Source organism: Nostoc sp., from assembly GCF_036917195.1.
GTDB lineage: Bacteria > Cyanobacteriota > Cyanobacteriia > Cyanobacteriales > Nostocaceae > Nostoc.
Window position 1 is genome coordinate 68,303 of sequence record NZ_JBALDG010000008.1, and the last position, 16,710, is coordinate 85,012.

Consider the following 16,710-nt stretch of genomic DNA (forward strand, 5'->3'; position numbering starts at 1 on the left):
AGTATATGCGTGTAAATTAATACTATTCAACTTAGAGTTTCGTTGTGAGCTTTTTGCTGCTGTTATAGGAGATTTTCATAAAGTGTGATCGCTTGTGCGATGACTTGACTAGCTGATTAAACTCGGCTATTAAAGACTTGCCAATAGACGGATTCTGACATCGCGCCCACTGGCTTCTCTTATTTTTTCTAAAACTTTCTGTTTTTCTGCTTTATAAATTTTAATTTTTCCATCTAAAGTATCCTTAGATTGATATATAGCAATCCTAAATCATTTGTGAGAACTAAAATCTCTGAAAAGCCTATATATACGTACTTTTAATCTCCGTAGTTTCTCACCTTTAAATTCAGATTGCTATAGCCCATCAAAACCTTTCTTGATGACTCTATTTATGTGACTAATAGAGTGCTTAATTTTTACTATTCCACAATCAAATGTCAATAAGATGGCGTATATTAAAATTGAATGTGGGTAGTATTAATATTAAAGTTGAATAAAAGTTAAATAATGCGTATTTGTAGCCTTGAAATAAAAAACTTTCGTGCGATTACTAGTCTTAAGCTTACAGATTTGAGCGAGGTTGTTGTTATTGCTGGCCCAAACGGCTGTGGGAAGTCATGCGTTTTAGATGCAATCCGACTGTTAAAGTCAGCCTATGGAGGTTATCAGCAGAATGAGTTGCAGCAGTGGTTCAATGAATTCCAAATTAATAGCAGTAGAAAAGAGGATATCTTATCTCTGTTTCAAGATAAGAATCAGCCACTAGAAGTAGTTGTAGAGATTTTGCTATCTCCTGAAGAAAATAACTACCTTTTAAATGAGACAAATAAGCTATTACAAGATAATGCAAGTAGTCTTATACAAAATCAAATTTTGCAGGGGGCCTCACTTCAAGATTGGCAGGGGGGATTCACCAATGTAGAATCTCTAGCAGTGCAACAACGTATATATACGCCTATTAGAGAACAGCGTATCAGAAAGACAGTTCCATCTCTAATTAAGGATTTAAAGCAGACTTCTCACGTTGGTCGTATAACAATACATCCTAATAGTAATATAGACATAGCACCATCACAAATTCTTGAGCTTGTATTTGGCAATTATAATCCCCAGCACATTGGCATCATTGATTATCATGGAGCTAGTCGGAATTACGCCCGTGAAAAAATTAACGCAATTAACCTCAGTCTTGAGTTAAATGAACAGCAATTGCGGCAACATACACTCTACAACTACACAAACAAATATTTAAACTTGAAGGCAGAAATGGCTTCAGGCTATATTCGTCAACTTCTTGCGAAAGAGATTAGCACAACGGGTGGCGAAAGTGACACGCTAACTAATACATTAAAAGAACTGTTTACAACTTTTTTCCCTGGTAAAGAGTTTTTAGGAGCGCAACCTCAGGCTGATGGACAGCTCCTATTTCCTGTGCGAACTACCTCTGGTGCCATACATGATATCAATGAGCTAAGTTCTGGTGAGAAGGAAGTTCTCTACGGCTATCTGCGTTTACGGAACACGGCTCCTCGGAATTCTGTACTTCTAATGGACGAACCTGAACTTCACCTAAATCCACGCCTGATAAGTGGTCTAGCATCTTTCTATCACAAGCATCTTGGAAAGCCATTAGGAAATCAGTTATGGTTAGTTACCCATTCTGACACTCTTATCAGAGAAGCAGTTGAGCGTGATGACTTCCAAGTATTTCATATCCAGCCGCCTAGCAATTTGGACAGTCAAAATCAGGCTACGGTGGTTAAAGCAAATGAAGATGTTGAGCGAATAATTATTGACCTGGTTGGAGACCTTGCAGCTTACCGTCCAGGTGCCAAAATTGTAATTTTTGAAGGTGGAGGTAATACTGAGTTTGACTGTTGGATGGTTAGTCAGCTGTTCCCAAAATTTTCAGATGCAGTCAACTTTATATCAGGTGGTAACAAAAGGCGAGTTGCAGACCTTTACGAAGTACTGGAGAATACGCGGCGTTATATCCCTGCAAAGTTTTACGCCGTAACTGACCGCGACACAGATGACTCAGATGTGGTAGAAAATTCCAATCGTATGAGTTGGGATGTTTACCATATTGAGAACTATCTTCTCGAACCACATTTCATTTTCCAAGTTCTCCGGGATATAAATACCTTATGTAAAGAAGTTGCGACGGAGGAAGATATTGAGAAACAGCTTATGGAGTTCGCTTCTGAGATAATTACTAATGTGGTTACACATCGGTTGCGTAAGTACGCAGATCACCAACTTAAAAGCAAGCTTGATCTTGGTTTTGGTCGAAGTATTCAATCTGTAGGATCTGAACTTGCAAAAGCAGTTGCTCGATGCCATGAGCGCATTGAAAAATTGACTTTAAATGAGCTTTCTGAAAAACATCTCACTGACCTTGAAAGAGAATATCGCTTAGAAGCAACTACATCTCTTGGAAATGGCACTTGGCGTAGAATTTTTCCTGGGCGCGACATTATGCAGCGCTTTGTAGGAAGATTTGGGCGAGGTATTCCTTATGAAAGGTTTAGAGATTTAATCTTAGCTCGTATGCGTGATAAGAATTTTCAGCCAGCAGGTATGAAGCAAATTGTTGATCGGATAATTGCCGATCATTAACGTTTGAAGGTTTAATTCGGAACGCACAGTTACAACTCCTTCCCTGCACTCTCGGAAATTTCTCTACTGTGATCGCCAAATTGTAATAGACGGGACGCTTGAATATTTGGAAACTCAAGGGTATTAATTTTGATCAGGGTTCACACCTTTTATTGAGAAGCGCTATTGAGGGAATTGAGGATTACTCATGAAGACGCTTTCTAACTTAAAACTGCCTGTTTAGATTCCTTCGGATATAAAATCACTCAAATACTACTGTCCTATTACCATAGACTAATACACGATTTTGTAAGTGCGATCGCACCGCTCTTGCTAATACAACTCTCTCCAAATCTTTCCCTTTTCTCACCAGATCATCAACTTCATCACGGTGACTAACTCGCACTACATCCTGTTCAATAATCGGGCCTGCATCTAAATCAGGAGTGGCATAATGCGCCGTTGCCCCAATAATTTTTACCCCACGTTCAAAAGCTCGATGATAGGGATTGGCTCCGATAAAAGCTGGTAAAAATGAATGATGAATATTAATAATTTGCGGAAATTTATTAATAAAATCTGCACTAACAATCTGCATATATTTTGCCAATACAACTAAATCTATTTTGTACTGGTGCAGTAATTCTAATTGTTGGGCTTCTTGTTCTGATTTATTGTCTTTAGTGATGGAAACGTGCTGAAAGTCGATATTAAATTGTTCTGCAACTACCTTTAAATTAGAATGGTTACTAATAATTAAAGGAATTTCAGCCACAAATTCTTTAGCACGTTGTCGCCAAATTAAGTCAAATAGACAATGGTCTTGCCGACTTACCCAAATAGCAATGCGTGGTATAGTATCAGAAAAACGTATTTCCCACTTAGCGTCTAAAGGTTGTGCGATCGCATTAAAAGCAGGTGCAATAAATTCTCGCGGTAAATTAAACCCATCTAACTGCCATTCAATGCGAGTAAGGAATAACCCAGCAGCAAAGTCTGTATGCTGATCTGCATGGATAATATTACCACCATTAGAATAGATAAAATTGGCAATTTTTGCCACTAATCCCCGTTGATCTGGGCAGGAAATCAGCAATGTTGCTGTCGAATTTGTCATAATAAATTATAAAAAATAGTGAGATTTGAAGTGTCAACTTAACGTTAAATCGGCGTTTAAAAACCGCGTCTACACGAAGCTTTACCCACCTACCCTGCGGGAAGCCAAGGGCAAACGTGGGTTTCAAACCCTCAATTTTTCCTTAGTCCGCGGAGGCGGTGAGACCAGCGCTGTAGGCGGGTTTCCCCCCGTAGGCAACTGGCGTTAGCGCAGCGTTAGCGAGTCATCGAGCGTCACCCGGAGGGATGCCTATGTAGCCGCTATGCTCATTTACCATTTGTCGGAGTTGGTAAAGGGGTGCTGAGTCCAGGTAATTTCTGACTATTATCTACGGGTTGCTGCCACTCTGATAGGTTACGATTCACAGCATTTGCAAAATCTGTAGATACTAACAACACATTTATATTACCATCGGGTTTAGCAACAGAGTCAGCTTGAGCATACAAGAAACGTTTGTTAAAGTTAGATTTACCCAAAATCAATTGATGGCTTTGTCGGTTTTTCAGGGTGATATTGATAGTGGCTTGGGGTTGATCTAAGGCAAATTCTCCAAGCTCTTTTACAGGAGTTGATAGAGTGCGATCGCTCTTACCTTTGACCAACAAATCCATCAAATAAGAAACAATAGCATCATTTGCTGGGGCCGATATCGGAGATTTGATTAACCACTTGGGGTTACTAGATTCAGAGCTACGTTCCAGATTCAAGGTGAGTTTTTTTGTCTTGACTGTTAGAGACTGCACATCATTTTCTGCAAAAGAGAAAATTTGCTGCTTTTGCTCGTTGATTTCTTCTCGCACAGTCGCCCCCCGAATTTCATAGAGGTAAACAAAACCACCTAAACCCAGCGCTAGCAGTATCAAAATTAAAGTATTTCGCGGCAATTTCATTTTTTAATCATTGGGCATTGAGCATTGGTGAAGAGTTAATATTTATAACTCCTGTACAGACGCGATTAATCGCGTCTCTACTCCTAACTCCTTTCTTACCTTCGTTTCCACCAAATAATAACTGCGATCGCAAACCCAATTAAGGGTAAAACTAACAGAGATGACAATATTAAAAGATTAGCTTGTGTGGTTGTCAGGGCTATCCGACGGTTTTTCGGTTCTTTGGGGCGAATGGAAAGGGGTTGCTTTTCCTGTTGACTCAGCCAAGTAACTGAGTTGAGGAATACATCTCCATTTAATTGCTGTTGAAACAAACCATCAGTGGCGAAATTGGAATTTCCTAAAACCACTAACCGTGACTCAGTGGCTATTTGAGATGAGGGAGTGGGGGAAGGAGTGGGAGCAGGGGGGGGAGGGGAGGCAGCGGGAGTGGGGGAAGCCTTGCTTTGAGTGGTTGGTGATGGTAGGGGTGAAGGTGTCGGTGCAACTTGGGGAGTGGAAGCAGATTTAGCTGCTTTTCTTGTTAAGGCTACGCCCAAGGTTAGAGGCCCTTTCAGGTCTTTATCTGCATTAAACTCCAATTTTTCGCTTTGGAGATCGCTTTCTGCCCAGCTATTAGGATAGGGTTTGGTTCGCAGCAGTGGAGTAGCCTCAACACCAGGCACAGAGCTAATTTCCAGAGGTCGGGCAATCGGATAAAAAGAATTGCCCTTACCGAAATCTTTGGTAATCGGATGTTGTCCGTATTCTGTGACTAAGGGCGTTGCAGGGCCAAGTCCCACGACGCTTTCGCCAGAGACATCGACTGCTAAACGATTATCCAGACGAACACCCCACTCTTGTAGCAAGCTGTCAACTTTAGGATCGGTATTAGGATCAATCATCAGCAGTAAGTTACCGCCGCGATTAAGATACTCTTGTAAGGCTTTGACTTCGCCTTCAAACAGCTCTCGCTTGGGGCCAGCCACGATCACCACAGCGGCATCTTGAGGAACTTTGGAAGTTTCTCCTAAATTCAGCGGTGATGTTGTGAAATTTTTGTCGCCTAATCCTTGAATTGCTTGTGATATTGCACCTTTACCAGGCGAAAGTTGGCGTTCGCCATGACCTTGGAGTAAGTAAACTTTGGCTGTAGTTGAATTTGTTAGTTGTTGCAGGCGACTAGTTAATCTGACTTCCGACAGGCGTTCATTTTCATTTACTGTTTGCACTAATTGCCGTTTATCCCCAGATTCTAAATAAACTTCCCCATAATCTTTAACACCAAACTTTTCTGCAAGTCCTGGTCTAGTTTGGGGGTCGATGTACTCATATTTAAATTTTGAGCTTTGCCGCTGATAATTTTCTAGTAATTCTCGGTCTTGGGGATTCTGATTAATATCAAACACCCACACCTTAACTGGCTGTGGTAATACCCTCACCAATTCCCGTGACTGAGGCGCAAGGGTAAATAATTGAGTTTCTGTTAAATCTGCCCGCAAGTGGTAGCGAGTTCCCAAAAAGTTAATCAATCCCAAAATTGCCAACACTGCTAGAGTTGCTACTAAAGCATTAGTCCCAGCTTGCGTAGAACGACGCCTCCACCAGTTACTCTGGTAGCTTTGCCATATTATCCCCAATCCACTGATGACAATTCCCGCAATCAGAAATGCTAATGTAATTAGTCCCCACTGTTGAGAGACTAACCCAACTGTTAAGCCGACAGTAATTAGGAACGGGCCCAACCAAAACAGATATTTCCACAGTTTCTTTTTTGCAACTATCTTCATATTCTTAAACTGAAGTGAGGAGTTAGGAGTTATAAGTTAAAACTCATAACTTCTAACTTTTAAAGCCTCGACTTTGCTCGGCTTTAACCTTGAGCGAAGCCGAAGGGTTAACTCATAACTTATATGACTACTGCCTTTGAAAGCGCAGTGCATCAATTGATTGAGCTGTGAGAAAGATGCCCAAAAAAATGTAACTGGCGAATAAAATCAAAGCGCTGGTATCAAAAATGCCTTGAATTAAGGTGTTGTAATGTTTCAGCAACGAGAGATAACCTAAGGCTTCACCCACCGGACCAGGGACAATTTTAGCGATTAAATCAATCAATAACAACAATAAAACTGCTGCAAATGTGAGAACAGCAGACAGAATTGTGCTGTCTGTTAAGGAAGAAATAAACATTCCTAAAGATAAAATTGCTCCTGCTAGCAAGATTAATCCAAAATGACCCAGCAACGGAATTGAGAGCGCCATTGGTGGATTTGATCCGCTGATGGCGATCGCTTCAAACACTAGCATAGGTGCAATTATCGTGGTGAAAAATGTTAGCACGCCTAATAACTTACCTACAGCTACCGCCCAATTGGTGATTGGTGACGTGGCTAACAGTTCTAAAGTGCCCCGCTTACGTTCTTCGGCATAGAGTCCCATTGAGAAAATTGGCAGGATAAACAGCAATAGCCACTCCATACGCTCTAAAAATACCCTGACAAATTCGTAAGGGACATCTATTGGCGGTACTGGCACTCCTAATTGTTGCCCTTGTGAATCTATTGCCGCGACTCCTACCAATATGCCATCTGGCCCTAGCAAAATCATCACGAAGAATAACCCCGCGAGCAACCAAAATATGCCTGCGATCGCATAAGCTAAAGGCGATACAAAATAACTCTGTAACTCTCGGCGATAAATGGCAATAATATTACTCAGTACTATACCCATTTACGCTGCCTCTCCTTCGTTGTCTGCTAAGTCTACCTCAGTATCGAAATTCTTTTCTTCTGTGGTCAGTTGCAAGAACACATCTTCTAAGGTAGCGTTAACACGCCGCAGTTCATGTAAACCAAATCCTGCACGCACTAATGTTATGGCAATATCCTTTCCTGGTTCTTTTCCCGGTTGCGATATCACCCGCAGGTAAGCGCGATTTGCCTGTGGTTGATAACCTTGTATTCCCGTCGCAATTGATTCTATCAAACTCACACCCGCGACTTTTTGCAATACTTGTTTGGCTAAGGCAGCTTCTCCTTCTATTTCCAACTCATATCCTGAACCACCTGTCAACTGAGTCATCAGGTTTTCTGGTGTATTAGTTGCCACAACTTTGCCTTGATTGATGATGGCTACACGGCTACAAGTCATGCTAACTTCTGGCAGAATGTGCGTGGAAAGAATAATTGTGTGAGTTCCAGCGAGGCTTTTAATTAAATTCCGCACCTCAATTATTTGTCGAGGATCGAGTCCGACGGTGGGTTCATCCAAAATGATCGCTGGTGGATCGTGGACGATCGCTTGAGCAATTCCTACCCTTTGGCGATATCCTTTAGAAAGTTTGCGAATAATTACCCGCCGCTTATCTTCTAAGTTGCAGCGTTTGATAGCGGCTATTACCTTATTGGTGCGATCGCCTGCTGGAACTCCCTTAATTCGGGCGACAAAATGCAAAAATCCCTCCACCGTCATTTCTGGATATAACGGTGGTGTTTCCGGTAAATAACCTATTCGTTGGCGCACAGCCAGAGAATTTTGATGGACATCATAACCAGCAATCCTGGCATTACCATTCGTTGCCGGTAAATAACCAGCCAGAATCCGCATGGTTGTAGTTTTACCAGCGCCATTGGGGCCCAGAAGCCCTAAAATCTCCCCTGGCTCGACGCTAAAAGTGACATCAGTAATCGCTGGGGTGGAACCGTATATTTTACTTAGATGCTCAACTTCAATCATCGGTATCAAGCGATCGTAATTTATAGGATACCCAACAATATTAGATCACGATATTCAGCATGGGGGATTGGCACTAAGATTGCCGACAATGGGTATTCCTGAAAAACTTAACTACTAAGCTTGCTTCCGTACTAGGGAATGGTGAAAAATAAAAGCCCCTCTCCTCTTAAGAGGCTACGGTGTACACACAAGTCTGAAGTAGTTTACGAATCTGGTTTTTACCCCACCCTAACCCTCCCCTTGTAAAGGGGAGGGAACTGGATTTCCGGCTTCCCCCCTTTACAAGGGGGGATTGAGGGGGGTAATTTAACTTGTGTGTACACCGTAGTCTTATGAGGAGAGAGGAATGGAAGTGAGGTTTTCCATATCTCGTGAAAAGTCTAGCATTGTCAGCCACAACAATGCCATTGTCGGTTGAAACAATCGCATTGTTAGTTGAAACAATCGCATTGTCGGTCGAAACAATCGCATTGTCAGTCAAAATAATCGCATTGTCAGTCAAAATAATCGCATTGTCAGTCGAAACAATCACATTGTCAGTCAAAACAATCGCATTGTCAGTCGAAACAATCGCATTGTCAGTCGAAACAATCGCATTGCAACTCTAAAAGACTTGTGTGTACCTGACTTTTCACGTTATGTAGGAAAGCCCACGAAAAACCTAACCCCCTAACCCCCTTCCCGACGCGGGAAGGGGGAAAACAAAGTCTCTCTCCTAAAAGGAGAGAGAAATAGAAGTGAGGTTTTCCACATACCGTGAAAAATCAGGTTAATAATAGCTGCCAGATTTTCGATGCTCTAAAGCAGTGACACCATCATTTTCCAACACTTCACCGTGATTGATGACGGCATAAATTAACCATCTATCGCCACATTCAAGCTGATTTTGCACCGTACATTCTAAATAGGCTAATGCCTCATTTAGAATCAAACAACCATTAAGAGCAGTTTGTGTGGCAAGATTTGCAAAGGGATTATCTCCTAAAGTGCTATGACGAGAAAAATATCGTCGCACATTTCTTCCTTCTTTGAGGATATTCAGCACAAATTTATCACCAGGATGATGCATTAAATCTGCATTTTGCTCCTGAGTGATCGCAATCATAATTCCTGGCGGGTTAAAAGTTGCCTGAGATATCCAAGAAGTTAAAACCCCTTTGTGGGTTTCTTCATCACGAGTTGTCACAACACACAGAGAACCAACGATCCGCCCCACCGCTTGTTCGGTACGATCTACATGAGTTTCTGTCACAACCTGACGGGAAGTCCGCAGTTTTTTAGTTTTCTTCAAGTTTTGGGCAAAGGAAGCACCCGCTTCTTGACACTGCTGAAGAATTTCAGGAGTAGGGCTAAAACGCACCCGAATTGTTTCAAACCCTAGTTGATAATTTGCATCACTGAGCTTGCTTTCTAGTAAATCTATTGCTTCTCCACTCCAACCGTAGGAACCAAACACTCCTGCTAACTTAGTTTTAGCCGCCACCGAGAGGACGATTCCTAAAGCAGTTTGAATTTGAGTCGGTGCATGGCCGCCTAATGTGGGTGAGCCGATAATCAAGCCATCGCAAGTTTCTACAATGCGGTTAATCTCCGCAGAATCGGCTAGTTCACAGTTGATTGATTCTACATTAATTGCATTTTGAATCAATCCTTGAGCGATCGCATTCGCCAGAGTTGCTGTATTACCATAAGCAGAAGCATAGAGTAAAGCAACACTCAACTCCTGAGATTTTTGTCCTTGACACCATTGACGATAATCATAGCTAAAACGACTCAGGCTGTAACGGACAACCGGGCCGTGTGCTGGGGCATAACATCTGGCTCCCAAAGCTGACAATTTATCTAAGGCTACTTCAACTTGTTTGGCTTGGGGTGCATGAAGACATTCAAAATAGTAACGACGTTCCGCATCTAATCCCTTCCAATCTTCATCAAACAAAGTATCTTCGCAAATATGAGCGCCAAAAAGTTTATCTGTGTAGAGAATTTTTGTGGCGGAATCATAGGTACAAAGTCCATCCGCCCACCGGGGAGTTGGTACGGTGATAAATGATAGAAGATGTCCTTGTCCTAAATCTAGAGTATCCCCTGATCGCATCGCTTGAATAGGTGATTCAAATTCGGGAAAGGCAGTTTTTAGAGCATTGGCGGCGGGGCGAGAACAAATGAGAGTGGCTTGAGGAACCAGAGAGAGCAATACTCGCAAGGTTGCTCTGCGGTTCGGGTTGACATGACTGAGAACAATGTAATCGAGGGAGATAAAATCTAGATGTTGTGCTAGTTGCTCAAGGTAAATTTCCGTAAAAGATTCACCAGGAGGGTCAATTAAAGCTTTTTTATTAGCTTGAATCAGATAAGAATTTGCTGTAGTTCCCCGTTGGCGGGAATATTCCACCTCAAATTTTAATCTGTCCCAAGTCCGCGATCGCAGAATCAGAGTATTTTTACCAATTTCAGCAACTTGTACATCTCTGCTATGGTTGGACGTTAATGTTGCAGTAGACATAATAACCTCTCTTATGGGGATTGGGGATTGGGGATTGGGGATTGGGGATGGATAAATAATCAATAGTTCTTTCTCTGTCTGCCTTTCCTACTCCCCCTGCTTGTTCCTAATGACCATTGGTTTGTGTTAATTCAGACTTGGCTAGATTTCTATAGCGTTTAGATGCTTCTTGTTCCGGGTCGATACCTTCAAAGGTCGGGGGTAGCCAAACTCGCAGGAACAGTAGTATTCCCAGCACTAATAAAAAGGCACAAGTTGCTAAAACTTGACTCCAATTTGTTTCTAAAACCCCTTTAACAATGACTTCTCGCAAAGCAGAAACAATGGAAACTTCAACAGCTACCCCAATAGAGACTCGATGTTCCTGTAGGTAAATAATTAGCAGTCGGAATAACTCAACTAAGATAAGTAAAAAGAGAATATCGGCAGTAACAGCATGAAAATCTAGAGGCGGAAGTAAGGAGAGAAACATATCTCTCACCTGAAGCACCATGAAGCAAAATAAACCGATACACAAAGAAATTACAATTACATCTTGGATAAATTCCAAGGTTCGCACAACGCGCCCCCGATTGATTTCGTACATGGTAATCGGGGCATTTTCAACAGATTTATACATAGTTTTTTAGCAGACGCGATGAATCGCGTTTGTACAAGAGTGGGTAGAGACGCGATTCATCGCGTCTATAAGAAGCAGAAGCAGGAAAAGTCGGGGAAATAAGCGAGGTAAAGGGACAAGGAGAATGACCAATGCCCTATTTAGTAATGATTGCCAATTTTGCGGTGATGAGCGGCGGTAAGTGCATTTAGCTTGGCAACTCTTCCAGTTTGGACTGTGCTATAAATTACCCAATGATCTCCACAGTCCATGCGGCTAGTGATTTCACATTCCATATAAGCTAGGGCTTCTGCTAAAACGGGCGATTCATTCTTCGCTGGATATGTTTTCACTCCGGCAAAGCGGTCTGCACCAGGAGTAAAACGCTTCAGGAAATGTTTCATTAATCCTTGATATTTACCTTCTTCTAAAACGTTTAAAACAAAGCGATCGCCAACATGCATCAAAGATTCAATTGCTCGATCTTTGGATACTGCGATCGCTACTCCTAAAGGTTCAAGACTCGCTTGTGTCACCCAAGAGGCCAACATAGCACTCTGAATTTCTCCTTTTTTGGCGGTGATAATGTATAATCCTGTGCTAATACGCCCTAAAGCTTTTTCTAGCTCGGTATTGATGGATTTGATCTGTTTAATGGTGCGATCGCGATTTAACCATTGACCCATATCTGTCCCCGCTTCATCACAAAGCTGTTCCATTGTTTGGGTAGGAATTTCCTTAACTAAGATAGGTGGAAAAGCTTCAGTTAATCCTAGTTCTTGAAACTTATTACGTAAAGGGTAAAGGGGTTCATCTTCTCCCCCTCCCGACTCTAATAAACCAATTGTCTGTTTTTTGTGAACAGCAGCTAAAATTGTACTTAAAGAAGCTTGAGCCATTACCGAAGATTGGGGTGGCATTGCAATTACTAAACCAGAAGATTGGGCAACTAATTCTCGAACTTCTTGAGGCTCAGAACTATTGAGAGGAAATAATTCTACTGCCACGCCTGTTTTTGCACATCCATGTGCTATAGTACGGACTAAATGCTCGCCATGCCCGTAATCTTCAACATAAAATAGAGCCACTAAAGTCTCTGTTTTTGCTTGTTCTAAACTCCAGTTTTGATACCGTCCAAGCCATTCCGAAATATAATTTTGTAATAAAGGGCCATGTCCTGTGGCAACTGTTCCTATTTCTAACTTTTCAATCCGCTTTAAAGCTGCCAAAACAGACCGGGCATTGGGGCCCATGAGACAATCATAGTAATATTTAAAATCTTCCTCTACTGAAATAAGATTTTCATCATAGGTGTGGTCATCACAGTAGTGCATCCCAAACACATCACAGGTGTAAAGAGTGGAAGTTTTGTGGTCATAAGTGAAGATTGTGTCAGGCCAGTGTAAGTTAGGTGCAGAAACAAATTCTAATTGGTGTCCCTTGCCTAAATCTAATAGCTGTCCACTTTTCACCTGCATTGATTTAAAAGGCTGGTGAACCATATTTTCTAAAAATTGAATAGCTACCTTAGCACCGACAATAGTAATGGAGGGAGCTAATTGCAAAATATTTTTCACTAAGCCACTGTGATCGGGTTCTGTGTGACTAATAATCAAGTAATCTATTTTAGTCGGATCAATTAATCCTACCAGTATCTCAAGATATAGCTGCTCAAACTTGCGGTGAGATGTGTCAATTAAAGCAATTTTTTCTCCTTGAATTAAGAAAGAATTATAGGTCGTCCCATTCCGTAAACCAAACTCGATATCAAAACGTTCTCTATCCCAGTCGAGACAACGGATAGCAGTCGTTTGAGGAGCAACTTCAACAGTTTGAATCGTCAAACGTCCTGGGTTGGGAGTAACTTGAGTGGGCTGGATGAGTGCAACCATTTGTTTTCTCCAAAAAGATTATTATTTGAAGCGAGAGTTATGTTTATTATATTTACCTGAAATACTCAATTAGTAAAATGTTAATTTCTAAAGCTAATCATCAGAAAGATTTATTGGTCATTTAGATTGATTTACCATTGGAATTACTCAATGTTTATCATTACTTTTATCTTTAATAATGAATGTGAGAAAATGTAAATACTAAGTTAGAATGTTTAGGCATGTCGTTAACTTTTATTTCTCCTCCTCTACAACAAATCAACAGCGAAATTGTCCGCCACGCTGGTGTTGATCTGTATGTACTGCGCCTGGATCTCATGCACCGATGGGTTAACGGCAACAAGTGGTTCAAGCTAAAGTACAACCTTTTAGAGGCCAAGCAGAAAAATTTTACGAGGTTACTTACCTTTGGGGGCGCTTATTCCAATCACATCTATGCAACTGCGGCTGCTGGTAATCTTTTCGGTTTTGGCACCATTGGTATAATTCGTGGAGAGGAGAGGCTACCATTGAACCCGACGCTGAGTTTTGCTGTACAGCAGGGTATGCAGCTTGTGTATCTCAACCGCGAGATGTATCGACAACGCAACACAGCAGCGCTACAGGAATATCTGCATCAACGTTTCGGTGAGGTCTTTATCATTCCCGAAGGTGGGAGTAATTTAAATGGTGTGCGCGGCTGCACGGAGATAATTGGTGATGCGATGCCTACGGCTGGCTACGCCTACGCATTTGATCATATATGCGTAGCTTGTGGTACAGCTACCACACTGGCTGGTATTGCGCTTTCGTTGCATCAAGGACAAAAAGCGATCGCTTTTCCAGTATTGAAAAATGGAGCTTTTCTTGCACAAGAAATCGAAAGTCTGCTGACAAATTACCTCGCCTCTGGTTTACCCGCAGCATATAGTCCGGCATCTTGGGAATTGGTGTGTGATTACCACTTTGGCGGCTATGCAAAGGTAAACGATGAGCTGCTACTGTTCAGCCAACAGTTCAGCGAGGAACATGGCGTACCTCTTGATTACGTATATACCGCTAAAATGTTTTACGGAGTGATGGATTTACTACAGCAAGGATTTTTTGGTAAAGGCGATCGCTTGTTGCTGGTACACACAGGTGGCTTACAGGGCAACGTTGGTATGGAGGAAAGGTTGCAGAGATTATCTAAAATCTGAGTTGACACTTAATTAAATATCAGTTAACTTTGTATGGAATTTTACTAAAATCAGTTAAATTCACATACTAATCTTAATATTTACGAAAAGTTAAGTAAAGTTAATTTAATGTCTACATACACTGATCGCATTCAGCCAACTAATTCTGCTATTGCTACCTATTTAGATAATCTCTTAGCTAGAAAGTATCAAATTCCCACTTTTCAGCGAGATATTGTCTGGGAGAAAGAGAATGTTAAAAAACTCTGGGATAGTATTTATAAATTTTACCCATTAGGAAGTATTTTAATTTGGAAAACTAGCACCAAGCTTGAAAGTCATAGAGAAATAGGAGGTATTGAGCTTGCTGATAATTTTTCTTCTAACGAATACCAATATATTTTAGATGGACAACAAAGGACAACTGCCCTTCTAACCTCAATATATGGAGATAAAATTGCTTGCAAAAATAAGTTTAACCCGACACTATATGTAGATTTGACTATTGAATTTACTGATGCAACCGATGATACAAGTTATATCAAAAGATTTTTATTTTGGGATGAAATAGATGATAATAAAGGGCGAAATAAAGGAAATAAAAGTAAAACTGAACGTTATGAGGAAAAACTGATTGTTAAGTTAGAAGATATTAAAAATGATTATGGCAATGTTGAAAAAAATCTTCATAAAGGTGGCTATGGTGACTTTGATCATCCCTACAGACAACAGTTAGCGAAGTGTAAAGAAGTTTTGGATAATTATCGAATATCCTTCATTGAATTACGAGGTATTGAAGTTGCGGAAGTCTGCCAAATATTTGAGCGGATTAATCAAGCGGGTAAACCATTATATATCTTTGATATTGTGGTTGCTAAAACTTTTCGTATTGAGGACAAAAAGAATAATATTCCTGGGTTTTACCTTCGTGAATTAATTAATAATTTTAGAAAGTCTATTGCTAGCAGTCAATATGCGAATGTTGATGATTGGACATTGCTCCAGATGCTAGCTGTAGTAGTAAAACTTTCATTTCCCAATGCTGGGATACAAAATATTACTGATAAGTATCTTAATGAGCTAAAAACAGAGCATATTGAAGCTGTATGGTCTAATTTTAAAATAGCAGTTGTAAAAACTTTTGATTTTTTTGATAATATTTTGCATATTAAGGGTACAAGATTAATTCCTTACCGATATTTATATTTGACTATCACAGCATATTTTTATCGTAATGATAAACCAGATTATAGTTTTTTAACTAAGTATTTTTGGTATTATAGTTTTCATAATGCAGACTTACTAACAAATACTACTCACCTCTGGCAACATATAGACTTTCTTAATCAACAAAAGGCTAATACTACTTACTCATTCAACCAATTTGATATTGATAAGAATTTGATAAGAAAATCTTTCTACAGTTATAGAGGTCGCTTATCCAGAGCAATACTATCACTTTATGCAAACCACAAGCCGCAGGATTGGGCAAAACCGCATAAAGATGTTTTGTCTGATGTTTATTATCTGCTAACAGATAAGCCTAACTTGCACCATATATTTCCAGTTAACTTTATTAAACAGAGTGGCATTGCTAGTCAAATAGAATCTGATAGCTTGATGAATATTGCCTATCTGTCTCAAATAACTAATTTGAAAATTAGCGATAAAAATCCATTAGATTATCTTAAAGAATATGACGAGCCTGGTTTAGAGGCAGTGCTACGCTCTCATCTTATACCGACGATTATTCTTGAATGGTCAAGATCCAATGCACTTCCTGAAGACGCCATAACCATTTTTATTGAAGAAAGGGTAAACCTCTTATTAGAGGCTTTGAGGCTGAAGTTAGACGGAATTGAATTTAATATTTTTGATATGGGCAATCGCACAGATAATATCTATTCCTAAATAAGCGATTTGGTGAATATCCAATAATTTGGTTTACAGTCATCATCCACTTCCTAATTTTTGAAGCTATAAATTGGTGTACTAAGGAACCATTTATAGCCTTAAGCTAGTATATTTTATGTTTATTGTACCTCACCCTTTTGATTTACCTGATTAGGTGATTTTGATTAACGCACACATGTAGCGAATTACTGCAAGCTACCACAGAAATGATAAAAGTGCAGAGGACGAAGTAAAATTTGCTATCTATATAGCAGTCCTAAATAATTTATGACATTCTCTGTTTCTTTTCTTGGCGCTCTTGGCGGTTCGATATTTGAATTTGAC

Annotated in this window: 12 protein-coding genes; 4 read left to right on the top strand and 8 right to left on the bottom strand. The window is 40.5% G+C overall.

What is annotated here, in order from left to right:
• Nucleotides 1-507: 507 nt before the first annotated feature.
• Nucleotides 508-2,619 carry an AAA family ATPase gene (locus V7K40_RS01940; protein ID WP_334956219.1) on the top strand — a complete coding sequence of 704 codons (2,112 nt, stop codon included), beginning with the start codon at nucleotides 508-510 and terminating at the stop codon, nucleotides 2,617-2,619.
• Between the two features lie 241 nt (nucleotides 2,620-2,860).
• On the opposite strand, the gene purU is transcribed toward V7K40_RS01940, so the two are convergent.
• The 5 genes from purU to V7K40_RS01965 form a co-directional block, all read right to left on the bottom strand.
• On the bottom strand, nucleotides 2,861-3,715 hold the full coding sequence (purU, locus tag V7K40_RS01945; RefSeq protein ID WP_334956221.1) for a formyltetrahydrofolate deformylase: 855 nt from the start codon (nucleotides 3,713-3,715) through the stop codon (nucleotides 2,861-2,863).
• Nucleotides 3,716-3,981: 266 nt separating this feature from the next.
• Complete coding sequence (locus V7K40_RS01950) at nucleotides 3,982-4,605, bottom strand: DUF4340 domain-containing protein (RefSeq protein ID WP_334956223.1); 624 nt, start codon at nucleotides 4,603-4,605, stop codon at nucleotides 3,982-3,984.
• Between the two features lie 95 nt (nucleotides 4,606-4,700).
• Nucleotides 4,701-6,374, bottom strand: coding sequence for a Gldg family protein (locus V7K40_RS01955; protein WP_334956225.1), 1,674 nt, complete (start codon nucleotides 6,372-6,374; stop codon nucleotides 4,701-4,703).
• 127 nt (nucleotides 6,375-6,501) lie between these two features.
• On the bottom strand, nucleotides 6,502-7,314 hold the full coding sequence (locus V7K40_RS01960) for an ABC transporter permease (protein ID WP_334956227.1): 813 nt from the start codon (nucleotides 7,312-7,314) through the stop codon (nucleotides 6,502-6,504).
• Complete coding sequence (locus V7K40_RS01965; RefSeq protein WP_334956229.1) at nucleotides 7,315-8,319, bottom strand: ABC transporter ATP-binding protein; 1,005 nt, start codon at nucleotides 8,317-8,319, stop codon at nucleotides 7,315-7,317.
• Between the two features lie 386 nt (nucleotides 8,320-8,705).
• Between V7K40_RS01965 and V7K40_RS01970 the strand changes: the two genes are divergently transcribed.
• A complete protein-coding gene (locus V7K40_RS01970) occupies nucleotides 8,706-8,927 on the top strand; it encodes a hypothetical protein (protein WP_334956231.1) in 222 nt (73 codons plus the stop codon).
• 161 nt (nucleotides 8,928-9,088) lie between these two features.
• Here V7K40_RS01970 and V7K40_RS01975 read toward each other — a convergent pair whose 3' ends face one another.
• From V7K40_RS01975 to V7K40_RS01985, 3 genes are all read right to left on the bottom strand, one after another.
• Nucleotides 9,089-10,825, bottom strand: coding sequence for a diflavin flavoprotein (locus V7K40_RS01975; RefSeq protein ID WP_334956233.1), 1,737 nt, complete (start codon nucleotides 10,823-10,825; stop codon nucleotides 9,089-9,091).
• A 106-nt stretch (nucleotides 10,826-10,931) separates the two neighbouring features.
• Nucleotides 10,932-11,444, bottom strand: coding sequence for a phosphate-starvation-inducible PsiE family protein (locus V7K40_RS01980; RefSeq protein ID WP_334956235.1), 513 nt, complete (start codon nucleotides 11,442-11,444; stop codon nucleotides 10,932-10,934).
• Nucleotides 11,445-11,584: 140 nt separating this feature from the next.
• Nucleotides 11,585-13,315 (bottom strand): diflavin flavoprotein, encoded by a 1,731-nt coding sequence (locus V7K40_RS01985; RefSeq protein WP_334956237.1) that lies wholly within the window; start codon nucleotides 13,313-13,315, stop codon nucleotides 11,585-11,587.
• Nucleotides 13,316-13,536: 221 nt separating this feature from the next.
• On the opposite strand from V7K40_RS01985, the gene V7K40_RS01990 reads away from it, so the two are divergent.
• Together V7K40_RS01990 and V7K40_RS01995 are read left to right on the top strand one after the other, a co-directional pair.
• A complete protein-coding gene (locus tag V7K40_RS01990; RefSeq protein WP_334956239.1) occupies nucleotides 13,537-14,493 on the top strand; it encodes a pyridoxal-phosphate dependent enzyme in 957 nt (318 codons plus the stop codon).
• Nucleotides 14,494-14,601: 108 nt separating this feature from the next.
• Nucleotides 14,602-16,383 carry a DUF262 domain-containing protein gene (locus tag V7K40_RS01995; RefSeq protein ID WP_334956240.1) on the top strand — a complete coding sequence of 594 codons (1,782 nt, stop codon included), beginning with the start codon at nucleotides 14,602-14,604 and terminating at the stop codon, nucleotides 16,381-16,383.
• Nucleotides 16,384-16,710: the final 327 nt, after the last annotated feature.